Below are 22,227 nucleotides of genomic sequence, written 5' to 3' on the forward strand. Positions count from 1 at the left end.
TAACTCCGCCCAGGGGACAACCCCGGACGCAAAAAGCGCCAGACGGAGGAAACGCGAAGGGGAGGCCATGGCAGAAGTTCAGTTCAAGCTGTGGATAGAGGAAAACGACAGGGTGCTCTTTGGGGGCGGTCGCTTGGAGTTGCTCAAGGCGGTGATGAACCAAGGCTCCCTGGCCGGGGCGGCGCGCGAGCTGAACATGAGCTACCGCGCCGCTTGGGGCAGGCTTAGGGCTTCGGAAAAGCGCCTGGGCTTCCCCCTGGTGGAGCGCAGCGATACTGGACGCCGGGAGGTGCAGCTCACCCCCGAGGGGCTCAAGATGTTGCAGCAGTTCGAAGTGTTTGAAAACCAAGCTCAGGCTTTCGCTGAACAGGCCCAGAATAATTGGACCAAATTGGTCAGCGAGTTGCGCGGAGAGAAGAAGTAAGCCATGCCCCCCATGCTGGTTCACCTGGTGGGCCCAGGCAGTGCGGCCCAGGAAGAGTTTGTCGGCGAGTTTTGCCGGGAGTGTCAGACCCTGGGCCTCGGGGTGGCCCTGGTCCGGCCAGAGGAGGCCCCATCCCTCGCCCCCTCCTGCGGCGCGGTCGAGTTGCGCCTGGGCCGGGACAGCCTCACCCTGCTGCAACCCGGCGGAGCGCCTTCACTGGAAGAGGCGTTGCGCCTGTTGGCCGGGGCGGATCTGGTGCTCAGTCTGTTGCCCCCGGCCGAGGGCGCGGCCATGGTGGAGTTCTGCCCCCAGGGAGCGGCTCCACAAATGTTGGGCCGGGCCGGGTTGCTGGCCCTGGCCGGCCCGGGCGAGCCGCCCTCCGAGGCGGGAGTGCCGGGGTTCGGCGGGGCGGCGGCCCTGGCCGGGTTTTTGGCCGCGCGGGTACAGGGACGCGCCGCGCGGCGCTCCCTCACCATCCTGGCCGACGGCAAGCCTCTGCCGGCCAAGGCCTTTGTCCGGGACATCATCGCCAACAGCCTGCACGGCCTGCTGGCTCCCCTCCGGGGGACCGAAGGCGCCCGCCGGCTGGAAATCGTAATAGAAGAGTAGGGCCTTGGATTTCTTCCTGGGCGGCTTGTCGCGGGGCCTGGGCCTGCTGGTCAATTTGGACCCCGAGGTATACGGCATCGCCTGGCTTTCCCTCCGGGTGTCGTTCAGCGCGGTTATTCTGGCCGCCCTGGCGGCCGTGCCCCTGGGGCTGCTCATCGGGCAGAAGGAGTTCTTGGGCAAGCGCCTGCTGGTGGTGGTGTTCAACACCCTGTTGGCCCTGCCCACGGTGGTGGTGGGCCTGGTGGTCTACGGCCTGCTCTCCTACCACGGCCCCTTGGGCGGGCTGGGGATGCTCTACACCCCGGCGGCCATGGTGGCGGCCCAGGCGGTGCTGGCCTTTCCCCTGATAACCGCCCTGGTCATCGCGGCGGTTACCACCTTGGACAGCCGAGTGGGGCCAACCGCCCTTACCCTGGGGGCGACACCCTGGCAAGCCGCCTGGGCGGTGCTCAAGGAGGCCCGCTTCGCGGTGCTGGCCGCCTTGGCCGCCGGGTTCGGCCGAGTGGTCACCGAGGTGGGCGCGGCCATCATGGTGGGCGGCAACATCCGCCACTACACCCGCACCTTCACCACGGCCATCGCCCTGGAGACCAGCAAGGGCGAGTTCGCCCAGGGCATGGCCCTGGGTTTCTTTTTGCTGGTGGTGGCCCTGGCCGTGAACCTGGCCAGCCACCAGCTCCAGGCCCGCTGGAAATAGGGGGGCGGGATGAGCGAGGCCCTGTTCAGCCTGCGGGGGGTGGTCAAGCGCTTTGAAGGGCGCGAGGTGCTCAGCCTGGAGCGCCTGGATCTGCCGGAGGGCATCATCACCGTGGTGGAGGGCCCCAACGGCGCGGGCAAGACCACCCTGCTGTCCATCCTGGCCCTGATCACTCCCCCGGACCGGGGCAGCCTGCGTTTCGACGGCCACGAGCTACCCAACTCGGGCGCGCAGCTTACTCCCTGGCGGCGGCAAATCACCCTGGTGGCCCAACAGGCCTATTTGTTCGATACCAGCGTGGCCAAGAACCTGGCCTATGGCCTGCGCCTCAGGGGCCTGGAGCGAGCCGAGCGCGACCAGCGGGTGGCCCAGGCCCTGGAGCAGGTGGGACTGGCCGGATTCGGGCCCCGTCCCGCCCGGCGGCTTTCCGGGGGGGAGATGCAGCGGGTGGCCTTGGCCCGGGCCCTGGTGCTGCGGCCCCGGGCCCTGTTGCTGGACGAGCCCTTCGCCAACCTGGACCCGGACAGCTCCCAGGTGTTCGAGCGGGTGCTGGGCGCTCTGCCCACTCAGGGCTGCACCGTGGTGCTGGTGAGTCACGCCCTGGAGCAGGCCCACCGCCTGGCCCAAGAGGTGGTCTATCTGCGCGGCGGCCGCCTGGCCCCGCCGCCACCGCAGGCGCCCGGAGCTTGAATGCCGCTTTGCGCCGCGCATACTCCTTGCTAAGATGACAGTTATCAACCCAGCGCCTGCCCTTATAGAGAGGTTATAGCCATGCGCGCTCGCGTACTGCTGATTGCCCTGGCGGCCCTGCTGTTGGCCGCCCCTTCGCTGGCCGCCGACCGCCTGGTCTTGGCCACCACCACCAGCACCGCCAACACCGGGCTCTTGGACGTGCTTCTGCCCGCCTTTACCAAGCAAAGCGGCATCACCGTGCACTATCTGCCCATGGGCACGGGCAAGGCCCTGGCCACCGCCCGGCGCTGCGACGCCGACGTGGTGATCGTGCACGCCCCGGCCCTGGAAGAGCGCTTCGTGGCCGAGGGCTATGGAGTGGATCGCCAGGCGCTGATGCACAACTACTTCGTATTGGTGGGCCCCCGCAGTGATCCGGCCAAGGTCAAGGGGGCCAAAACCGTGGAGCAGGCCCTGGAGCGCATCGCCCGGGCCAAGGCCCCCTTCCTGTCTCGGGGCGACAACTCGGGCACCCAGGTGAAGGAACTGGCCCTGTGGAAGGCGGCGGGCATCAAGCCCGACTGGCCGGCCTACCGCGAGGCGGGCCGGGGCATGGGCCCCACCCTGACCATGGCCGACGAGCTGGGCGCCTATACCCTCAGCGACATAGCCACCTATCGCAAGTATCTGAGCACCGGCCGTATAAGCCTGGTGATCATGATCGACAACCAAGACCTGCTCAGAAACCCCTATTCGGTGATTTTGGTCAACCCGGCCAAGTGCCCCAAGGCCAAGTATGCCCAAGCCAAAAAGTTCGCCGAGTTCTTGCTCTCGCCCCAGGGGCAGAAAATCATCGCCGACTATAAGGCTGACGGCAAAAAGCTCTTTTGGCCGGCGCACCCGCCCAAGTAGCCGGCGCGCCGCTAAATTAGGGTTTGGTCGAACCGGAAGGCCACCCCTAGACTGAGAAAGAGTTGTGATTCTCCGCTCCCGCCGCCGGGGCGGAGCCTGCGGTAACTTGTGCCAATGAGACCAGCGGCGGTTTACGGAGATAGGCATGAACTCGCGCATGATCAAACGCCTGGCCGTGGTGGCCCTGGTGATAGCGGCCATCCTGGCTTTTTGGCTGTTGGACTTGGGACAATATTTTTCCCTGAGCTACGTCAAGGAATCCCAGGCACGTTTCCAGGCCTATTACGCCCAGCATCCGGCGCTCATGCTGGGCGGCTACTTCTTGCTCTACATCCTGGTGACCGCCTTTTCCCTGCCCGGCGCGGCGGTGATGACCCTGTTGGGCGGGGCCTTGTTCGGCTTTTGGTGGACCCTGTTGGTGGTCTCCTTTGCCAGCAGCATCGGCGCCACCCTGGCCTGCTTTTTCGCCCGCTTCGTGCTGGGCAATTGGGTGCAGCACCGGTTCGGCGACAAGCTGGAGCCCATCAACCGGGGCGTGGACAGGGAAGGGCCCTTCTATTTGTTCACCCTGCGCCTGGTGCCCCTGTTTCCCTTCTTTGTCATCAACCTGGTGATGGGCCTGACCAAGATGCCGCTCAGGACCTTCTATTGGGTAAGTCAGTTGGGCATGCTGCCGGGCACCGCGGTGTTCACCAACGCGGGCAAACAGCTGGGGCAGATCGATTCCCTGGGAGGCATCCTGTCCCCCGGTCTGATCGCCAGCTTCGTGATCCTGGGCCTGTTTCCCCTGGTGGTCAAAAAGGCCCTGGCCTGGTATCGCCGCCGCACCGGCCGCCAGGCCATCATCGAACCATAGGAGGCGCCATGGCGGGCTTTGATTACGACGTGGGCATCTTGGGAGGCGGGTCGGCGGGGCTGACCCTGGCCTCGGGCGCGGCCCAGCTGGGGGCCAAGGTGCTGCTCATCGAAAAGGAGCCCCACCTGGGCGGCGACTGCCTGCACTACGGCTGCGTGCCCAGCAAGACCCTCATCCACAGCGCCGCGGTTTACCATCTGCTCAACACCTCGGCCCGCTTCGGCCTGCCCCAGATACCGCCACCGCCGGTGGACTACGCCCAGGTGGCGGCGCGCATCAAGGGGGTGATCGCGGCCATCCAAAAGCACGACAGCGCCGAGCGTTTCTGTGAGCTGGGGGCCCGGGTGCGCTTTGGAGCGGCCCGCTTCGTGGACGAGCACAGCGTGGACCTGGACGGCGAGCGCGTCTCGGCCAAAGCCTGGCTCATCGCCACCGGCTCGTCTCCCGCCCTGCCGCCGGTGCCGGGCCTGACCGAAGTTCCCCACCTGACCAACAAGGACATTTTTTATCTGGAGAAGCTTCCCCAGAGCATGATCATCCTGGGCGGGGGGCCCATCGCCCTGGAGATGGCCCAGGCCTTCCAGCGCCTGGGCTGCCAGGTGAGCGTGGTGCAGCGCAGCGGCCAGGTGCTCAGCAAGGAAGACCAGGACCTGGCCGACTTGCTCATGTCCGCCCTGCAAGGCGAAGGCGTGGAGTTCTATCTGAACACCAAGGTCAGCGCGGCGCGCCAGGTGGGTGGCCGCCCGGTGGTGGTTTTCACCGATGGCGAGGGGCAGCCCCGGGAGCTCGGCGCCGAGGCCCTGCTGGTGGCCCTGGGCCGCCGGGCCAATCTGGAGGGCCTGGGCCTGGAGGACATCGGGGTGGCTTACAGCGCCAAGGGCCTGGAGCTGGACCGACGCCTGCGCACATCGCACAAGCACATCTACGGCGCGGGCGACGTCACCGGCGAGCGGCAGTTCACCCACGCCGCGAGCTATGAGGCCGGGGTGGTGTTGGCCAACGCCCTGTTGCGCCTGCCCCGCAAGGTTGATTACACCTGGCTGCCCTGGTGCACCTTCACCGAGCCGGAGCTGGCTTCGGTGGGTCTGAATGAAAAGGCGGCCGCGGCGGCGGGTCTGGACTACACCGTGTGGAGCGAGGAGTTCGCGGCCAATGACCGGGCCTTGGCCGAGGGAGCCGGGCTGGGCCGCGTAAAGCTGATTCTGGATAAGAGCGAGAAACCCCTGGGAGTGCAAATTCTGGGCCCCCACGCCGGGGAGCTGATAAACGAATGGGTGGCCGTTTTGGGCGGCAATGTGAAGCTCTCCACCCTGGCCGGGGCCATGCATCCCTATCCCACCCTGGGGGAGATCAACAAGAAGGTGGCCGCCGACGTGCTGGCTCCCAAGCTTTTCTCGGACCTGGTCAAGAAGGGGCTCAAGATTTTCTTCAACACCAAGGGCCGCGCCTGCAATCCTCCCGAGGGGGGGCGATGATGACCGCCATCCTGTCCGCCGACATTGGGGCCACCAACAGCCGCTTCGCCTTTTTCCAAGGCAGCGAGACGGCCGAACTGAAGCTGCGGCAGGACGTGTGGCTGGCCACCAAGGAGGCTGGATCGTTTCAGGAGTTGTTGGATCGCCTGCCTTCCAGCGATCTGGGCCTTGACCATCATCAGGCCGACCTGATCTGTCTGGCCGCGGCCGGGCCGGTGCAGCGGGAGTCCTATTGCCAGCCGCCCCACATCGCCTGGGACATCGACCTGGAGCGCGACCTGGGCCATGGGGTGCCCAGCCTGCTTATCAATGATTTCGTGGCCCAGGCCTGGGCCTGCTTGTCGCCGGTGGCGGACCAGGCCCGCCCGGTGCTGCCAGGCCAGGCCGATCCCCACGCGGCCAAGGCGGTGATCGGGGCGGGCAGCAACCTGGGCCACGCGGCCCTGGTGCCAGACGGCAGGGGAGCCTGGACGCCGGTAGCCTCGGAAGGAGGCCACGCCGCCTTTGCCTTTCATGGCGAAAGGGAAGGCGCTTATCAGGCTTTCCTGGGCGCGGAGCAGGGCGACCCCTATCCCATAGCCGACACGGTGGTCTCGGGCAAGGGCCTCAGCTACCTACACCAGTTTCTGACCGGTCAAAAGTTGAGCCCGGAAGAGGTGGGCGCGGTTTTGGATCAGCATCCCGACACCCTGGCCTGGATGGCCCGCTTCTATGGCCGGGCCTGCCGCCAATGGGCCATGCAGGTGACCGCCTTGGGCGGGGTGTACATCGCCGGGGGGGTGGCCGCCAAGCTGCCGGCCCTGGTGGAGCATGAGCAGTTCGCCCGCGAGTTTCGCCTGGCCGACCCCAGCAACCGTATCTTGCGAGACATCCCGGTGTGGCTGATCGCCGACGAAAACAGCGGCCTGTGGGGCGCGGCCACCGCCGCCCTGGAACGCCTGGGGCCCCGCCGTTAGACTAGTAATATTATATGAAATGGCTCGGGGCAAGGGAGGAGCCCGGGCCCAAGCAGGGGGTGGGAAAGAAGGCGAATCATGAACAAACGCCGCGCCTTTTTCATCCAGGGGCTGCGGCTGTTGGGAGCGGCTTCCCTGGCCCTGTCCTGGCCCGGCCGCCTGTGGGCCCAAGGCAAGCGCCGCATCCTGCCCAGCCATATCAAGGCCACCGATCTGGCCCAATACAATCCTCGCAGCATCGACAACCGCAATCTGTCCCTAACCCCCATAGACCAGTTCGGCACCATGGGCCAAAGCGACCTGGACGTGGATCCGGTCCGGTGGCGCCTGCTGGTGGATGGGGAGGTGGAGCGGCCCCTCAGCCTGAGCCTGGAGCAACTCAAGGCCCGGCCCGTGCTGGAGAGCAAGGTGCTCTTGATCTGCCCCGGCGTGTTTTCCTTCAACGCCCTTTACAAGGGCCTGAGCCTGGGGGCATTGCTCCAGGAGGCCAAGCCGCGCGCCCGGGCCGACCGGGTGACCATACGCGGCGTGGGGGGAGCCGGGGCCAAGGTGGAGCACTTTTCCCTGCGCGAGGTGCTGAGCGACGAGGTGTTCCTGGCCTACCAGGTCAATGGGCGCGATCTGCCCCGCAAGCACGGTTTTCCCCTCAGGGTGGTGGCCGGCAGCCACTACGGCGACGACTGGGTGAAATACGTGGCCCGAGTCAGCCTGTCGGCCAGCGGCAAAAAGGGGTAGGATAGCCTAGTTGCAGAGACCGTCCCCACCGTATGCGGCTCGATCTTAACGAGGGTGTTGCCGGGTGGCGAGGCGGTGGTTCATGGGCACGGCGCGCAAGAGAGATAGGATATGGCCGCTCGATCCACATCTGAGTTGACTCCCATCACTTCGCATTTCGACGCCTCCCCCGCCGGGGTGCTGGTCATCGATGCCAAGGGCATTGTGGCCTACGCCAACCCGGCCTGCGGCCGCATTTTCGAGCAGACGCCGGTGGAGATAGTGGGCACGCCCGCCGAGATTCTGGAGCCCGACGCCTGGCACGCGGCCCGCTCCACCATCAACAGCGGCGCTCCCCAGTTGGGCCACCGGCTGCGCCTGGATCAGTGCAACGTGTTGGTCAACTATCTGCCCGTGTACGCCGACGGCAAGGTGCGCTGGGTGCTGGTGATGATGGGCGATCCCTGGGACCCGGAGCAGGGTTCGCTGTATCCCGAGCCCTACAAACAGGTGGCCTCGCAGCTGGAGGCCATCATGGAATCATCCTTTGACGGACTGTGGATTGCCAACCACCAGGGGGTGGTGGTCAAGGTCAACCGGGCCGCCCTGCGTCTTACCGGCATGCCCCGGGAAAAGGTGGAGGGCCGCTTTGTGGGGGACCTGCTCAACGAAGGCAACTTCAACGATTCGGTAACCCTGGAGGTGCTCCGGCGCAAGACCACGGTGACCATGGTGCAGAGCCTCAAGTCGGGCAAGAAAATCTTGGCCACCGGCAGCCCCATCTTCGACGCCGAGGGCGAGGTGGCCTTTGTAGTCATCAACGATCGCGACATCACCCTGTTGGACCGTATGCGCCGCCAGCTGGAAGAGAGCGAGGCGCAGCTGGAGCAGTTCCGCAGCACTTTGCTGGAAAAGCAGCTGGAGGAGATGTCCGATGACCATTTCATGTGCCGCAGCCGGGCCATGCGCGAGGTCTACGAAAAGGCCCTCCGGGTGGCTCCCACCAACTCCACGGTGCTGATCACCGGGGAATCGGGGGTGGGTAAAAGCATGCTGGCCAAGCTGATCCACGCCAAGTCGCCCCGGGCCCAGGGGCCCTTCGTGCGGGTGGACTGCGCGGCCATACCCAGCTCTCTGTTCGAGTCGGAGTTGTTCGGCTATGAGCGGGGCGCTTTTACCGGGGCCAGCAGCCGGGGCAAGCCGGGCCTGGTGGAACTGGCCCACCAGGGGACCCTGTTCCTGGATGAAATCGGCGAACTGCCCCCGGAGCACCAGGTAAAGCTGCTGCGCTTTTTGGAGGCGCGGCGCATGATCAGAGTGGGCGGCTCGGTGGAAAAGGAAGTGGACACCAGGGTGATCGCGGCCACCAACAAGGACTTGGCCGCCGAGGTGGAGGCCAAGCGTTTCCGCCACGACCTGTTTTACCGCTTCAACGTGGTGCCGTTGTTCGTTCCCCCTTTGCGCGAGCGCCCCAGCGACATCCTTTATTTACTGGGGTTTTTCCTAAAACGCCTGGGCGAGGAAAACCAGATACACAAGCAGCTCAGCCCCGAGGCCCGCACCCTGATGCTCAACTACAGCTATCCCGGCAACGTGCGGGAGCTGGAGAACATCGTGGAGCGGGTGCTGATTCTCAGCCCCGGCGAGGAGGTGCGGCCCGAGGATCTGCCCGGCGAGGTGCGCAAGCTCCAGGACCACGACCAAAACCTGGACTGGGAGCAAGGGTTCGACCTGCGCCAGCGGTTGCGCGATCTCGAGTTGGAGTGGATTCGCGAAGCCCTGCGGCGTTTGGGCACGCAGCGCAAGGTGGCCGAGCATCTGCGGGTGAGCCAATCGACCATCGCCCGGCGCCTGCAAGAGGAAGAAGAAGCTTTGATTCAATAACGGCGATTTGATTCAAATATGCATATTGTAAGCGTGACCAATAAACCAGCGTTTAATATTATCGTAAATGATTACCTACCGTGTGGTCTGAGGGTTTAGGCCTGATATAACAACCTGTTATACATTTTTGTCGTGTCCGGTAGCGCTTCTCATGGGCTGACGATGCTTTCCCTGTTGGGGCCGCCTTTGATGCAAGACCGCAACGTAATGCCGGGATAGGGTCTAATCGCCCCTCCGCCGCTCCTTAGCGTTTCATAGCTCCTTGGCCGGTAACTACTAAAAGATTAAATAAAACAGTCTGTTAGTTTTATGCGGTCACTATGTGTCTCTGGTTGGCACGGTTATCGCTATCAAACGGGGCATGGAACCGCTGATTCCAAAGGAGATCGAGAAGTACCTGGACAGACGTCTGTCTCATCTTATCTCTCGCCTGGACCGTCCCGGGCTGCAAAGGCGCATCAAGGATCACCTCACCCAGTTGGAGGTGGACATCACCCAGGAAAGCATCATTTACGATGCGCTGGGGGTGCGCTGGTCGATTTTTTCCCTGCGAACCGAAAGCGCTCGCCCCTTGGTGGTGGAGCTGATCGAGCATGGATTTCCCCCGGATATCCGCGGCATAGACGCACAACCCCAGCGGGACAAGGAAAAACCGGCGCCTTCAGCGCCATGGAGAGGCCGATGAGGCCGGGAGCGAAGCCGGGTAGCCGCTTGGTTGGGCGGCCGCGGTGTTTGCCCGGCCAAGGGAAAAATTCTGGGCTTGCCGATTGGGTGGGCCTGAATGGTTACTTAATCCACAGGGAGGTACAAGGATATGAAAATGCATAAATTTGGAACCCGCGCGTTGGTGGTCATGTTGGCCACGGCCGCTTTGCTGGTGGGCGGCACCATGGCCCTGGCCAAGGACGCCGGGCAGTGGTGGCCGGTAAAGGTCAACGCCTATTACGGTAAATACGACGTCAAGATGAAAAAGCCCGGCCGCCCCTGCGGCAGCCTGGAAGGCCCCAAGGTGCAGGACTGGGTTCCCCCCATGAAGGCCAAAAAGCCCTACACCATCGGCGTGTCCTTCCCCCACCTCAAGGATCCCTATTGGCTGGCCGTCAACTACGGCATCGTCAGCGAGGCCAAGCGCCTGGGCGTGGGCATCAACCTGGTGGCCGCCGGCGGCTATACCGAGTTGGCCAAGCAGGTTAACCAGGTGGAAAACCTTTCCCAGCAGGGCGTGGACGGCATCATCATCGGTTCCATCTCCTACACCGCCCTGGACCCCATGGTTAAGCAGATCACCGCCAAGGGCATTCCCGTGGTGGAGGTCATCAACGACATCCAGGCTCCCACCATCACCGCCAAGGCCATGGTTTCCTTCTATGACATGGGCTTCCACGCCGGCGAGTTCGTGATGGGCGACGCCAAGGACAAGAAGGAAGTCAACGTGGTCTTCCTGCCCGGTCCGGCGGGCAGCGGCTGGGCTCCGGACACCCTGGACGGCTTCAAGGAAGCCATCAAGAAGTTCCCCGGCAAGATCAACATCCTGGCCGTCAAGTGGGGCGACACCGGCAAGGCCGTGCAGCTCAAGCTCATCGAGAACGCCCTGCAGACCTTCCCCAAGATCGACTACCTGATCGGTAACGCCGTGGCCGCCGACGCCGCGGTGGGCCCGGTGGCCGAGCAGTCGCGCAAGGACGTCAAGATCGTGTCCACCTACATCATTCCCCCGCTCTACGACAAGATCAAAAAGGGCCAGGTGGCCGCGGCTCCTTCCGACCTGACCGTGACCCAGGGCCAGATGGCCGTGGACATGATGGTGCGTATCCTCAACGGCGAAAAGGCGGGCAAGGACTTCCCCTTCCGCGCCGGTCCCATCATCCCCACCATCACCAAGCAGACCATCGACAAGTACCCCTACGACCTGCTCTTCGGGCCGCGCTCCTTCCGGCCCGAGTTCAAGGTGGCGCCCAAGAAGTAGTGAAGCGCTCCTAACACCCCACCGTGCCCGGCGGGCGGCGACGTACCCGCCGGGCGCGGTTTCCCAAAAGTGGTGCAACATGTCCGAGCTTTTGCTTAAGGCCGAAAACATCACCAAGACCTTTCCCGGCGTGAAGGCCCTGGATAAAGTCAACTTTGATCTGCGCCCCGGCGAGGTGCATGTGTTGTTCGGGGAAAACGGCGCGGGCAAGTCCACCCTCACCAAGGTGCTGGCCGGCTCCTATCTGCCCGAAGAAGGCGCCATCTATTTGCGCGGCCAAAAGATGGATTTCAAAAACCCCTATGACGCGCGCAGCCGGGGGGTGTCGGCGGTGTACCAGGAATTCAGCCTGGTGCCCAAGCTCACGGTGCTGGAAAACCTTTTCCTGGGCCGCGAGATGACCAAGCGGGGCCTGTTGAACAAGGAGGCCATGCTCAGGCAGGCTCAGGCCTCCCTCGAGGATCTGGGATTTGACCTGGACCCCATGGCCAAGGTGGGCGGGCTCAAGCGGGCCGAACGGCAGATGGTGGAGATCACCAAGGCCTTTCAGGGAAAGATGTCGGTGTTGATCCTGGACGAGCCTACCGCGTCCCTGAGCGACAAGGAGGTTATTCGCCTTTTTGAGCTCATCGATCGCCTAAAGGGCGAGGGGGTGGGAATCATCTACATCTCCCACCGCATCGATGAATTGAAAAAGGTGGGCGACCGCATCAGCGTGCTGCGCGACGGCCGCAACGTGGCCACCCTGGACATGGCCGATGCCGACGAGGAGAAGCTAATCTCCCTCATGACCGGCCGCGATTACGAAGAGATCTTCCCGGAAATCAACACCACGCCGGGCAAGGTGGTGTTGGAGGTGCAGAACCTGGCCACCATCTCGGGACTGCACGACATCAGCTTCCAGGTGCATGAAGGCGAAATCCTGGGCATCGCCGGACTGGTGGGCGCGGGCAAGTCCCGGGTGGGGCGGGCCCTATACGGCCTGGAGAAGATCACCGGCGGCACGGTGATCATGGAAGGCTACGCCGTGGAAGATCCCTCGCCCATCAAGTCCCTCAAGAGCGGGGTGATGTATTTCCCGGCCGACCGCCACAAGGAAGGCCTGGTGCTGTGCCGCAACGTGCGCGAGAACCAGACACTGGCCTCCATCCCCCTGTTCGAGAAGAAGGGCTTCATCGACATGCGGCGCGAGGAGGGCGCGGTGCGCGGCATCGTCAAGAAGATGAACGTGCGTCCCGGCCGCATCCACAACCAGATAAACAACCTGAGCGGCGGCAATCAACAGAAGGTCATGCTGAGCCGCGGCCTGACCCGCGACGTCAAGCTGTTCGTCTTCGACGAGGCCTCCTGCGGCATCGACGTGGGGGCCAAGCACGACGTTTACATGTTCCTCAAGGAGCAGGCCGAGCGCGGCGCGGCGGTTATCTTCATCTCCTCGGAGCTGCCCGAGGTGCTGCACCTGAGCCACAACATCCTGGTCATGCACGCCGGCACCGTGGCTAAAACCATGCCCGGCAAGGGGGCCAGCGAGGAAGACGTGCTCAGCGCCTGTTTCGGCTATGAGTACGATGAAATCTGCCACAACGGTCACGGCGCCCCTGCTCACGGCTCCGGGCCCAACGCCATCGAGAGGTAATGTCTTGGACTGGCTAAAACGCATATTCATCAAGGTGGGGGTGCTCCCCTTCCTTCTGGTGGCTTTGGTCATCTTGTTCAGTTTGGCCGAGCATCGCTTCATGTCCCTGTCCAACCTGCTCAACGTGGGCCGCCAGACCACCTATCTGGCCATCGTCACGGCCGGTCAGATGCTGACCATCCTGTGCGCGGGCTTCGACCTCTCGGTGGGCTCGTCGGTGGCGCTCACCAGCATCATCACCGCCATGGTCGTGGTGTCGGTGGCCGACCCCACCACCGCCCTGATCCTGGGCATCCTGGCCGGCGTGGGCACCGCCACCCTGGTGGGCCTGGCCAACGGCATCACCATCGCCGTGTTCAGGGTCTCGCCTTTCGTGGTGACTCTGGGTATGCTTTCGGTGGCCCACGGCCTGGCCCTGCTGATCAGCAGCGGCGTGCCCATCTTCAACCTGCCGCCGGAGCTCAACGACATCTTCGGCATGGGCATGCTGTGGGGCATTCCGGTGCCGGTCATCGTGGCCGCGGCCATAGTGGGGCTCATCTGGCTGTTGCTCAGCCGCACCAGGGTGGGCCGCTATTTTTACGCCTTGGGCGGCAACCGCGAGGCGGCCCGCCTGTCGGGCATCGCGGTGCGCAAGTACACCGCGTTGGCCTATGTGCTTTGCGGCACCCTCACCGGCATCACCGGGGTGATGCTCACCGCCCGGGTGGCCTCGGGAGAGCCCAACCTGGGGGCCAACCTGCCCTTGGAATCCATCGCCGCGGCGGTCATCGGAGGGGTGAGCCTGCGCGGCGGCGAGGGTAGCATAATCGGCGCCATCTTTGGGGCCATACTCATCGTGACCATCCGCAACGGCATGGACCTGATGAACATCAGCTCGTATCTGCAGATGGTGGTCATGGGCTGCCTGCTTATCTTCGCGGTGGTCATGGACCAGTTCCGGCTCTCCATGCGGGGCCGGCAATAGAGGAGCGGAGGAAAAATCGTGAACATTGACCTCAACGCCGACATGGGAGAATCCTTCGGCATGTACAAGCTCGGCAACGACGCCGAGTTCATGAAATACATAACCAGCGCCAACGTGGCCTGCGGTTTCCACGCCGGGGACCCCTCGGTGATGAAGGCCACCGTGGCCCTGGCCAAAGAGTTCGGGGTGGCGGTGGGGGCCCATCCGGGCCTGCCCGACCTGCAGGGTTTCGGCCGCCGGGAGATGAAGCTCACCCCGGCCGAGGTCTACGACATCATCGTGTACCAGGCCGGAGCCCTCAAGGGCTTCTGCGAGGCGGCGGGCCTCAGGCTGCACCACGTGAAGCCCCACGGCAGCCTCTACGGCATGGTGCACCGCGACCCGGAGATGGCCGCCGCCGTGTGCCAGGCGGCCAAGGACCTGGACCCGGACCTGTACCTGTACGTGATGAAAAAGGGCGTCATCGCCGAGGAGGCGGCCAAGCTGGGGGTGCGCACCGTGTTCGAGCTCTACTCGGACCTTAGCTACGACCCCGAGGGCAACCTGGTGATCACCCGGGCCCACGACGCCCACGACCCCGCGCAGGTGGCCCAGCGGGTGGGCAAGATGGTCACCCAGGGCAAGGTGGCCGCCACCGACGGCAGCGAGATAGCCATCGCCGGCTCCTCGGTGTGCGTGCACGGCGACACCCCCGGCGCGGATCAGATAGTCATGGCGGTGCGCCAGGCCCTGGAGGGGGCCGGGTGCGCCTTGGCCTCTCCGGAGTTGTAAAGCGCTGGCGTGCCTGGAGGGAGGCGCGCCGAGGTGAGGAGGTGACCAGTTGACGGCCAAAACCAGCAACCAGTCCCTGGGGGCGCTGCGCGAGCAGGCGGTTCCTCAGGGGCCTTTCAACAGCACGCCCTATTTCACGGACCGGGCCCTGGGGGCCGAGATATGGGACGTGGAAGGCAACCGTTTCATCGACTTCGCCGGGGGCATCGGCGTGGTCAACGTGGGCCACTGCAACCCCAAGGTGGTGGAGGCGGTAAAGGCCCAGGCCGAGCGTTTTCTGCACACCTGCTTCCACATCGTCATGTACGAGCCCTATGTGGAACTGGCCGACCGGCTCAACCGGCTCACTCCCGGTGATTTCGCCAAAAAGACCGTGCTGGTCAACAGCGGGGCCGAGTCGGTGGAAAACGCGGTCAAGGCGGCGCGCTACTACACTAAGCGCCCGGCGGTGATCGTGGCCGAGGGGGCCTTCCACGGCCGCACGCTGCTGGCCATGAGCATGACCAGCAAGGTCAAGCCCTACAAGTTCGGCTACGGGCCCTTCGCGCCCGAGATCTACCGCATGCCCTATGCCTATTGCTACCGCTGCCCCTACCACCTGAGCTACCCCTCCTGCGGGGTGGCCTGCGCCCACGGCCTGGAGGATTTCTTCATCGAGCACGTGGCCGCCGAAAACACCGCGGCGGTGGTGCTGGAGCCGGTGCTGGGCGAGGGCGGCTTCGTGGTGCCCCCGCCGGAGTACTTCAAGATCATCTCCGAAATATGCCATAAGTACGGCATACTGCTGGTGGCCGACGAGGTGCAGACCGGGGTGTGCCGCACCGGGCGCATGTTCGCCATGGAGCATTTCGGGGTGGCCGCCGACCTGACCACCGTGGCCAAGTCCATCGCCGGGGGCCTGCCCCTGGCCGGGGTGGTGGGCCGGGCCGAGATCATGGAGGCCTCCCACGTGGGCGGCCTGGGCGGCACCTACGGCGGCAACCCCGTGGCCTGCGCCGCGGCCCTGGCCGTGCTGGACTTCATCGACGAGGTGGATCTGGCCGCCCGGGCAGAGGCCATTGGCCAGCGCATCCGCGAGCGATTCGAGGAAATGGCCGGGCACTACGAGCTCATCGGCGAGGTGCGCGGCCTGGGGGCCATGATGGCCCTGGAGCTGGTGAGCGACCGCAAGGCCAAGACCCCGGCCGGCGAGGAGGCCAAGAAGCTCACCGCCTGGTGTCACCAGCACGGCTTGGTGCTGCTGTCCTGCGGCAAATACGGTAACGTCATCAGAACCCTCATGCCGCTGGTCATCAGCGACGACTTGCTGGAAGAGGGCCTGGATATATTGGAAAAGGGATTGGCCGCCGTCAGCCAAGGCTAGGGCGGCCGCAAGCGACCCGAAAGGGGGCAAAACCTATGAGCAAAGACAAATACGACGTGATTTTGGACACCATGCCGGAGACTGAATCCCGCTTGGAGATTCTGTTCCGCCAGGCGGGTGATGGCTTCATTCAGGTGGAGTACGGCCGCGAGCAGCGGGCCATGCTGCAGGACTCCTTCCGCATGCTGGCGGTGAACGACATAATCCTGGGCAAGGGCCTCCAGGGCCTCATCGAGACGGTTCCCGGCATCCGCACCAACATGCTGCACTTCGACCCCTCGGTGCTGGCGGCGGACAAGCTCATCGGCGCGGTGAAGGAAGCCGAGGACTCCATGCCCACGGTGGACGACGTGGTGCTGCCGTCGCGCTTGATCCACCTGCCTCTGGCCTTTGAGGACAGCGAGACCAAGAAGGCGGTGGCCAAGTACCTGAAGGAGGTGCGCCCCGACGCGCCCAACTGCGCCGACGGCTACAACCTGGAGTACATGGCCATGTGCAACGGGGTCACCGTGGACGAGTGCAAGAAGATGCTCTTGGGCACCGACTGGTTCAACAGCGGCGGCGGTTTCTGGCCGGGCGGCGCCTTCCTGTGGCCCACCGACCCCCGCTGCGCCGTGGTGGTGCCCAAGTACAACCCGCCGCGCACCTGGACCCCCGAGGGGGCGGCGGGCATCGGCGGCCCCTGCGTGTTCACCTACACCACTCCCACCGGCGGCGGCTACCAGCTCTTCGGCCGCACCATCCCGGTGTTCCAGTTCGCCTGCAAGCACCCCATGTTCAAGGACGGCCCCTTCCTGTATCGCAACGCCGACCGGGTGCGCTTCCACGAGGTCAGCGAAAAGGAAGTGGTGGAGATCTACGGCCACGTCCACGACAAGACCGACTACGTCTACGAGATCGAGGAAGGCGAGATCAAGGCCAAGGAATACATCGAGTGGTTCAACTCCGACGAGGTGCAACAGGGCGCGGCCCAGCTCAAGGCCAAGCAGGCCGAGGGCACCAAGAAGGCCCCCAGGCTGTAGGGAAAGGGAGCAAGGCTTATGCTGAAAATAATCAATGGCGGAATCGAGACTCTGGTGGAAGACTGGCCGGGACGGCTGGGCTACCTGGGCAAGGGCATGAGCGCCTCGGGGTCCTTTGACAACGTGGGCCTGGGCCTGGCCAACGTGCTGGTGGGCAACCCCTCCGGCGAGGCGGGCCTGGAGATCACCGGCGGCTTTTTCGAGGCCGAATTCACCGACGACCACGTAATCGCCATCACCGGCACCGACATGCAGCCCACCATCAACGGGCAGCCCGTGCCCATGTACACCTCGCTCAAGGTGAGCGCCGGCGACAAGATCAAGTTCCTGCACATCGGCACCACCGGCTTCCGCAGCTATTTGGCCGTGGCCGGCGGCGTGGACGTGCCCGCCTATCTGGGCAGCAAGTCCACCTGCATCTTCGGGGCCTACGGCGGCTTTGACGGCCGCCCCCTGACGCCCGGCGACGAGGTGAAGTTCGGGGCGCCCAGCGCGGACCTGGGCTCCCTGGAGGGCCGCAAGCTAAAGCCCGAGGCCATGCCCGAGCTGGTCAACCAGTGGGTGCTCCGGGCCATCCCCGGCCCCAACACCTGCCCGGACTACGCCACCGAGGAAGGCATGGACCTGCTGTTCAGCCGGGTCTCCAAGATCCAGCACACCTCCAACCGCTCGGCCTATCGCCTGGAAGAGCTGCCCATGAGCTTCTTCGCCCGGACCGACGGCGGGGTGGGCGGCAGCCATCCCTCCAACATCATCGACCACGCCTACGCCATTCGCGGGGCGCTCAACATCTGCGGCAACACCCCCATCCTGCTGGTGGCCGACGGCCCCACCCTGGGCGGCTACATGTGCGCCCTCAACGTCATCAACGCCGACCTGTGGAAAGTGGGCCAGGGCGCGCCGGGCCGGGACTTCATGAAGTTCCAGCTTTGCACCCAGGAAGAGGCCGTCCAGGCTCGTAAAGACCAGAAGAAATGGCTCAGCGAAGACTCGCTGGCCTAGTTTAGAGAGGAAAAGGATACAAACATGGAAAAAAGCGTAAACGCCATCATGCCCGGTCTGTGCGCCCGAGTGGTTGTCAACGAGGGCGACAAGGTCTCCGCGGGTCAGGAAGTCGCGGTTATCAACTGCATGAAGACCGAGATTTCGGTAAAGAGCGAGTTCGACGGCACGGTCAGCAAGGTGATCTCCAAGGAATGGGACGAGATGCAGGTGGGGGATCCCATGGTCATGCTGGAGGTCGAGGAGTAACCAGACCTCATGATTAATAAACTGCTTATAGCCAACCGGGGCGAGATCGTCCCGCGCATCATCCGGACCTGCCGGGAAATGGGTATCGCCACCGTGGCGGTGCACTCCGAGGCCGACAAGGGCGCGCCCTTTACGGCCCAGGCCGACGAGGCGGTGAACATCGGGCCGGCCAACCCGGCTCAGAGTTATCTGAGCATCGAGGCCATCATCGACGCCGCCAAGCAAACCGGCGCGGACGCGGTGCATCCGGGCTATGGCTTTCTCTCCGAGCGTGGCGCCTTTGCCCAGGCCGTGACCGACGCCGGTCTAACCTGGGTGGGGCCGCCCCCCTCGGTGCTCAAGGCCATCAGCTCCAAGGTGTACGCCCGCAAGCTGGCCGTGGAGGTGGGGGCCTCGGTCACCCCCGGCACCCTGGACCCTGTCTCTGGCCCCGAGGAAGTGGTGGCCTTTGGCGAACAGCACGGCTATCCCCTGTTCCTCAAGCTGGACAAGGGCGGCGGCGGCAAGGGCATCGAAAAGGTGTCCGAGCCTTCCCAGGCGGCCGAGGTGTTCAAGCGGGCCTGTTCCATCGGCGCGATGGCCTTCGGTTCGCCCGCCTGCTACATCGAGACCGTGGTGGAGCGGCCCCGGCACATCGAGGTGCAGTTCATCGCCGACCAGGCGGGCCACGTGGTCTGCCTGGGCGAGCGCGAATGCTCCATCCAGCGCCGTCACCAGAAGATCATCGAGGAAGCCCTTTCCCCGGTGGTGGACGAGGCCACCCGGGCCAAGCTCTACGCCGACACCGCGGCCATCGTAAAAAAGATGGGCTACGTGGGCGCGGGCACCCTGGAGGGGCTACGCACCAAAAACGGCGACCACTACTTCATGGAGGTCAACGCCCGTTTGCAGGTGGAGCATCCGGTGAGCGAGTTCCTCACCGGCGAGGACATCGTGCGCCGCCAGTTGGAGGTGGCCATGGGCCGGGAACTGCCCTGGACCCAAAGCGACATCCTCACCCAGGGCCACGCCATCGAGGCGCGGGTGTATGCCGAGGACCCGGAGACCTTCTACCCCTCCCCCGGCGTGATCAGCCGGGTGGTGCTGCCCCCGGTGGGCGACAACCTGCGGGTGGACCACGCCCTGGCCGACGGCTGCACGGTGCCGCCTTATTACGACCCCATGCTGGCCAAGGTCATCGCCTACGACCAGGACCGCCCCAAGGCCATCGCCCGGCTCATCGAAGCCCTCAAGGCCTTTGAGGTGGAAGGGGTCAAGACCACCATTCCCGTCAACCTCAAGATATTGGAGCATCTCCAATTCCAGGCCGGGGAGATGGACACCAGCTTCATCGCCGAGCAACTGGGCCTGGAATAGGAGCGGACAACATGGGTCAACTGGGCCTGCCTCTCGCCCTGGGAGGCATGGAAGTAAGCAACCGCTTTTTGCGCTCCGCCACCATGGAGAACATGGCCGGGGCCATGGGCCAGGTGCGCCGCGACCTTTTGCGGCTTTACCACGACCTGGCCGTGGGCGGCTGCGGGCTCATCATCACCGGGGCCACGGCGGTGAGCGCCGAGGGACGGGCCTGGGCCCAACAATTGGGGGCCTGGGACGATGCCCAGGTGGAGGGCCTGTCCCGCCTGGCCCGGTTGATCCATCGCTCCAACCCGGCGGCCCGCTGCGCGGTGCAGCTGCACCACGCCGGGTCGGCCGGGGGCGGCTATTCCTACGGCTCCCTGGCCCAGGGATTCAGCCTCAACCAGGCAAGCGAGGGGCAGATCTCCGAGCTGGCCCGCGCCTTTGGCCGGGCCGCCGCCCGGGTGCGTCGGGCCGGGTTCGACGCGGTGGCGGTGCACGGGGCCCACGGCTATCTGGTGAGCCAGTTCTTCTCGCCCGCCTTTAACCAACGCGGCGACGACTGGGGCGGCGCGCGGGAAAACCGGGGCCGCTTTCCCCTGCTGGTGCAGGAGGCCATCCGCCGCGAAGTGGGGCCGGATTTCCCGGTGCTGTGGAAGATGAACACCGACGACTTCCTGCCCGAGGGAGCGGATCGGCAAGACTACCTCTGGCTCGCCGGCGAGCTGGCCTCGGCCGGGGCCGCGCTCATCGAGCTCAGCGGCGGGGTCAAGGAGCAGGTCAAGCTGCGCAACCGCCTGCGCCGCGAGACCGGGGAGCGGGAGGCCTATTTCCTGCCCGCCCTAAAGGATTTTCGCGCGGCGGTGGGGGACACGCCCCTGGCCCTGACCGGCGGCCTGCGCTCCCGTGGGGCCATGGAGCAGGTGTTGGAGGACGGGGCCAACCTGGTAGGCCTGTGCCGCCCCCTGATCAGCGAACCGGGCCTGCCCAACCGTTTGTTACACGGGCCCGACCGGCGGCGCTCCCGCTGCACCTCTTGCAACAAGTGCCTGCTGAGCATCGCCGCCGAGCCGTTATGCTGCCTGGAGTTCGATCCCTTTGAAAAGGTGATCCGCGATCTTTAGGCCGCAAATTTCATGAGGGCTGGGTGCTGATAAATAGCTAACCTGCATTTGCGGGGCTGTTTTTAGAAAAGCACCCGCATCATCAAGGTACGGGCAGTATTCTGGCCTGGCACAGCCATACATCGGCAGGCAAGGCGACCGGCAAGCAAGGGCCGCTGGCGTAGCCAAAGCTACGTCGAGGCCCGAGCGCAGCCGGCAACACAGTATGCCGGTGTATGGCGAAGCCAGACGCACGGCCCTCATGAGATATGCGGACTAAAAACTCCAGCCCCAGCTCAGGCTGAGGGTGAAGTCGGGGCTGGTGTAGTAGATCAGGTCCTCGGCAAAGGCCAGGCTGATAAGCTGGCCATGGCAGGGCGCCCACTGCGCTCCCAGCAAAAGCTGCAAGATGGCGTTGTCCAGCCCCTCCACCCCGGTGCCCTCCACCAGGGCGGTAGCTCCGTTGAGCTGCCCCCGAAGGGTGAGGCTATCGGTCCAGGCCCAGCCCAAGGACAGGCTGCCCGCCCACACGTTGTCCGCTTGCAAAGGCTCCAGCAGACTGGTGTCGCCCAGATAGAAATACATGACATTGGCGTTTAGGGCCCAGCGGCCCAGAGGCAGGTCGCCGCTCAGGCCCAGGGCCGGGATGGTACCGCCCGCGCCCAGGCCCTTGTCCGGGTCGCCGGTGGGCAGGCTTACCTGGCCCAGCAGGCTGAGCGCCGGGCCGCCGCCCTGCCAGAGCAGCCAGGCCCCCTTGAGGCGCAGGTCGCCCACCGCCTGGGTGGAGCCGTCCTGGCTCACGATGCGTTTGCCCCGGCTGCTCAGGTCGTAACGCACCTGGTTTTGGGGGGCGTTTTCCCGGCCCCCGTTGGGCAGGCCCAGGGCCTGGTGATAGCTCTCGATGAAGCCGTCCATAAAGCCGCCCCAGTAAAAGGCGGCGGGCAGCTCCAGGCCCAGGCGCACCCGGGGATGCAGGGTATAGGCGTAGCCCAGGGACAGGTAGCCCAGTTCCATGTCCAAATCCAGATTGGCCGCGCGGGAGCTTTGTTGCACGAAAATGCTGGAATAGGCGCTTACCAGGGTGAAACGGTTAGCGCCCTGGGGACCCAGGGCGGCGGCGGTGGGGGTAAAGGGTACCAGGGACAGGGCCAAGGGAGATTGATTTGGCACCATGAAGGGTTGGCCGGCGGGAACGGGCTGCCCCGCCAAGGCCGCAACGGCCGAGGCCAGGCAGCACAAGACCAGGGCGATGACCAATACCGCCCCCCGCGAAGCAACATATTTACCCCCGGCAACACCGCGCATGGCCAGGCATTATAGCCCAGGCAAGCGATAAAGCACACCCATGCGCAAAGCTGTTGCGTAATGAAGTTTTCCTTGGCAATATTAGGAGATCGCAAGCCGGGAGAAGTTAATGTTTACGACAAGATTTATCGCGATTGCTTTGCTGCTAGGCGCCTTTGGTCTCATGGCCGCGGCATGCTCCACCATAGCCCCTCCGGGTTACGATGCCGTCTCCGAGCAAAGGGCGGCCGACCAGATAGAGTGGCAGAACGACCCCTGGATGTAGGACCACGCCTGGTCACATGGCGCAGGAAAGGCTGGTGGGTT

General features: G+C 64.8%; 23 protein-coding genes. 22 read left to right on the forward strand and 1 reads right to left on the reverse strand.

The genetic code is table 11. The features are described 5' to 3' along the window. Positions 1-67: 67 nt before the first annotated feature. The 21 genes from AACH32_RS08010 to AACH32_RS08110 all read left to right on the forward strand — a co-directional run bounded on the left by AACH32_RS08010 (position 68) and on the right by AACH32_RS08110 (position 20,637). Positions 68-424 (forward strand): winged helix-turn-helix domain-containing protein, encoded by a 357-nt coding sequence (locus AACH32_RS08010; protein ID WP_338606263.1) that lies wholly within the window; start codon positions 68-70, stop codon positions 422-424. Between the two features lie 3 nt (positions 425-427). After that, positions 428-1,033 (forward strand): hypothetical protein, encoded by a 606-nt coding sequence (locus AACH32_RS08015; protein ID WP_338606264.1) that lies wholly within the window; start codon positions 428-430, stop codon positions 1,031-1,033. 4 nt (positions 1,034-1,037) lie between these two features. Next, the gene (locus tag AACH32_RS08020) at positions 1,038-1,730 is read left to right on the forward strand and encodes an ABC transporter permease (RefSeq protein ID WP_338606265.1); all 693 of its coding nucleotides are present in this window, start codon (positions 1,038-1,040) and stop codon (positions 1,728-1,730) included. A gap of 9 nt (positions 1,731-1,739) precedes the next feature. Next, a complete protein-coding gene (locus tag AACH32_RS08025; RefSeq protein ID WP_338606266.1) occupies positions 1,740-2,420 on the forward strand; it encodes an energy-coupling factor ABC transporter ATP-binding protein in 681 nt (226 codons plus the stop codon). An 81-nt stretch (positions 2,421-2,501) separates the two neighbouring features. Then, on the forward strand, positions 2,502-3,314 hold the full coding sequence (locus AACH32_RS08030) for a substrate-binding domain-containing protein (RefSeq protein WP_338606267.1): 813 nt from the start codon (positions 2,502-2,504) through the stop codon (positions 3,312-3,314). Positions 3,315-3,459: 145 nt separating this feature from the next. Next, entirely contained in the window at positions 3,460-4,170 is a 711-nt protein-coding gene (locus AACH32_RS08035; RefSeq protein ID WP_338606268.1) for a TVP38/TMEM64 family protein, read from the forward strand. A gap of 8 nt (positions 4,171-4,178) precedes the next feature. Next, positions 4,179-5,645, forward strand: coding sequence for a dihydrolipoyl dehydrogenase family protein (locus tag AACH32_RS08040; protein ID WP_338606269.1), 1,467 nt, complete (start codon positions 4,179-4,181; stop codon positions 5,643-5,645). Then, positions 5,642-6,601, forward strand: coding sequence for a glucokinase (locus AACH32_RS08045; RefSeq protein WP_338606270.1), 960 nt, complete (start codon positions 5,642-5,644; stop codon positions 6,599-6,601). The genes AACH32_RS08040 and AACH32_RS08045 overlap by 4 nt, the downstream gene beginning before the upstream one ends. Before the next feature lie 78 nt (positions 6,602-6,679). After that, positions 6,680-7,336 (forward strand): molybdopterin-dependent oxidoreductase, encoded by a 657-nt coding sequence (locus AACH32_RS08050; protein ID WP_338606271.1) that lies wholly within the window; start codon positions 6,680-6,682, stop codon positions 7,334-7,336. A 111-nt stretch (positions 7,337-7,447) separates the two neighbouring features. Beyond that, entirely contained in the window at positions 7,448-9,199 is a 1,752-nt protein-coding gene (locus tag AACH32_RS08055) for a sigma 54-interacting transcriptional regulator (RefSeq protein WP_338606272.1), read from the forward strand. A gap of 361 nt (positions 9,200-9,560) precedes the next feature. Then, positions 9,561-9,884 (forward strand): hypothetical protein, encoded by a 324-nt coding sequence (locus tag AACH32_RS08060; protein WP_338606273.1) that lies wholly within the window; start codon positions 9,561-9,563, stop codon positions 9,882-9,884. A gap of 129 nt (positions 9,885-10,013) precedes the next feature. Then, positions 10,014-11,165 (forward strand): TMAO reductase system periplasmic protein TorT, encoded by a 1,152-nt coding sequence (gene torT / locus AACH32_RS08065; RefSeq protein WP_338606274.1) that lies wholly within the window; start codon positions 10,014-10,016, stop codon positions 11,163-11,165. 79 nt (positions 11,166-11,244) lie between these two features. Next, positions 11,245-12,801 carry a sugar ABC transporter ATP-binding protein gene (locus AACH32_RS08070; RefSeq protein ID WP_338606275.1) on the forward strand — a complete coding sequence of 519 codons (1,557 nt, stop codon included), beginning with the start codon at positions 11,245-11,247 and terminating at the stop codon, positions 12,799-12,801. Positions 12,802-12,805: 4 nt separating this feature from the next. Then, positions 12,806-13,768 carry an ABC transporter permease gene (locus AACH32_RS08075; RefSeq protein WP_338606276.1) on the forward strand — a complete coding sequence of 321 codons (963 nt, stop codon included), beginning with the start codon at positions 12,806-12,808 and terminating at the stop codon, positions 13,766-13,768. 18 nt (positions 13,769-13,786) lie between these two features. Continuing rightward, entirely contained in the window at positions 13,787-14,539 is a 753-nt protein-coding gene (locus AACH32_RS08080) for a LamB/YcsF family protein (RefSeq protein ID WP_338606277.1), read from the forward strand. 49 nt (positions 14,540-14,588) lie between these two features. Next, a complete protein-coding gene (gene gabT, locus AACH32_RS08085; RefSeq protein ID WP_338606278.1) occupies positions 14,589-15,902 on the forward strand; it encodes a 4-aminobutyrate--2-oxoglutarate transaminase in 1,314 nt (437 codons plus the stop codon). A 35-nt stretch (positions 15,903-15,937) separates the two neighbouring features. Then, a complete protein-coding gene (locus AACH32_RS08090; protein ID WP_338606279.1) occupies positions 15,938-16,924 on the forward strand; it encodes a carboxyltransferase domain-containing protein in 987 nt (328 codons plus the stop codon). A gap of 18 nt (positions 16,925-16,942) precedes the next feature. Next, entirely contained in the window at positions 16,943-17,926 is a 984-nt protein-coding gene (locus AACH32_RS08095; RefSeq protein WP_338606280.1) for a biotin-dependent carboxyltransferase family protein, read from the forward strand. A 24-nt stretch (positions 17,927-17,950) separates the two neighbouring features. Next, complete coding sequence (locus AACH32_RS08100) at positions 17,951-18,175, forward strand: biotin/lipoyl-containing protein (protein ID WP_338606281.1); 225 nt, start codon at positions 17,951-17,953, stop codon at positions 18,173-18,175. A 9-nt stretch (positions 18,176-18,184) separates the two neighbouring features. Continuing rightward, positions 18,185-19,531 carry an acetyl-CoA carboxylase biotin carboxylase subunit gene (locus AACH32_RS08105; RefSeq protein WP_338606282.1) on the forward strand — a complete coding sequence of 449 codons (1,347 nt, stop codon included), beginning with the start codon at positions 18,185-18,187 and terminating at the stop codon, positions 19,529-19,531. An 11-nt stretch (positions 19,532-19,542) separates the two neighbouring features. Beyond that, positions 19,543-20,637: an NADH:flavin oxidoreductase gene (locus tag AACH32_RS08110; protein ID WP_338606283.1), complete on the forward strand. Its 1,095-nt coding sequence runs from the start codon at positions 19,543-19,545 to the stop codon at positions 20,635-20,637. 255 nt (positions 20,638-20,892) lie between these two features. On the opposite strand, the gene AACH32_RS08115 is transcribed toward AACH32_RS08110, so the two are convergent. Further along, entirely contained in the window at positions 20,893-21,873 is a 981-nt protein-coding gene (locus AACH32_RS08115) for a DUF3187 family protein (RefSeq protein WP_338606284.1), read from the reverse strand. 157 nt (positions 21,874-22,030) lie between these two features. Here AACH32_RS08115 and AACH32_RS08120 point away from each other — a divergent pair, with 157 nt between their 5' ends. Next, the gene (locus tag AACH32_RS08120; protein WP_338606285.1) at positions 22,031-22,186 is read left to right on the forward strand and encodes a hypothetical protein; all 156 of its coding nucleotides are present in this window, start codon (positions 22,031-22,033) and stop codon (positions 22,184-22,186) included. Positions 22,187-22,227 lie beyond the last annotated feature (41 nt).

It is taken from the genome of Desulfoferula mesophila (assembly GCF_037076455.1).
GTDB classification, from domain to species: Bacteria; Desulfobacterota; Desulfarculia; order Desulfarculales; family Desulfarculaceae; genus Desulfoferula; species Desulfoferula mesophila.

Coding starts and splice junctions, on each gene's coding strand:
- AACH32_RS08100 (WP_338606281.1), top strand. CDS start 17,951: ATGGAAAAAAGCGTAAACGCCATCATGCCCGGTCTGTGCGCCCGAGTG.
- AACH32_RS08120 (WP_338606285.1), top strand. CDS start 22,031: ATGTTTACGACAAGATTTATCGCGATTGCTTTGCTGCTAGGCGCCTTT.
- AACH32_RS08025 (WP_338606266.1), top strand. CDS start 1,740: ATGAGCGAGGCCCTGTTCAGCCTGCGGGGGGTGGTCAAGCGCTTTGAA.
- AACH32_RS08105 (WP_338606282.1), top strand. CDS start 18,185: ATGATTAATAAACTGCTTATAGCCAACCGGGGCGAGATCGTCCCGCGC.
- AACH32_RS08045 (WP_338606270.1), top strand. CDS start 5,642: ATGATGACCGCCATCCTGTCCGCCGACATTGGGGCCACCAACAGCCGC.
- AACH32_RS08070 (WP_338606275.1), top strand. CDS start 11,245: ATGTCCGAGCTTTTGCTTAAGGCCGAAAACATCACCAAGACCTTTCCC.
- AACH32_RS08050 (WP_338606271.1), top strand. CDS start 6,680: ATGAACAAACGCCGCGCCTTTTTCATCCAGGGGCTGCGGCTGTTGGGA.
- AACH32_RS08030 (WP_338606267.1), top strand. CDS start 2,502: ATGCGCGCTCGCGTACTGCTGATTGCCCTGGCGGCCCTGCTGTTGGCC.
- AACH32_RS08055 (WP_338606272.1), top strand. CDS start 7,448: ATGGCCGCTCGATCCACATCTGAGTTGACTCCCATCACTTCGCATTTC.
- AACH32_RS08110 (WP_338606283.1), top strand. CDS start 19,543: ATGGGTCAACTGGGCCTGCCTCTCGCCCTGGGAGGCATGGAAGTAAGC.
- AACH32_RS08060 (WP_338606273.1), top strand. CDS start 9,561: ATGGAACCGCTGATTCCAAAGGAGATCGAGAAGTACCTGGACAGACGT.
- AACH32_RS08095 (WP_338606280.1), top strand. CDS start 16,943: ATGCTGAAAATAATCAATGGCGGAATCGAGACTCTGGTGGAAGACTGG.
- torT (WP_338606274.1), top strand. CDS start 10,014: ATGAAAATGCATAAATTTGGAACCCGCGCGTTGGTGGTCATGTTGGCC.
- AACH32_RS08035 (WP_338606268.1), top strand. CDS start 3,460: ATGAACTCGCGCATGATCAAACGCCTGGCCGTGGTGGCCCTGGTGATA.
- AACH32_RS08015 (WP_338606264.1), top strand. CDS start 428: ATGCCCCCCATGCTGGTTCACCTGGTGGGCCCAGGCAGTGCGGCCCAG.
- AACH32_RS08010 (WP_338606263.1), top strand. CDS start 68: ATGGCAGAAGTTCAGTTCAAGCTGTGGATAGAGGAAAACGACAGGGTG.
- AACH32_RS08090 (WP_338606279.1), top strand. CDS start 15,938: ATGAGCAAAGACAAATACGACGTGATTTTGGACACCATGCCGGAGACT.
- AACH32_RS08040 (WP_338606269.1), top strand. CDS start 4,179: ATGGCGGGCTTTGATTACGACGTGGGCATCTTGGGAGGCGGGTCGGCG.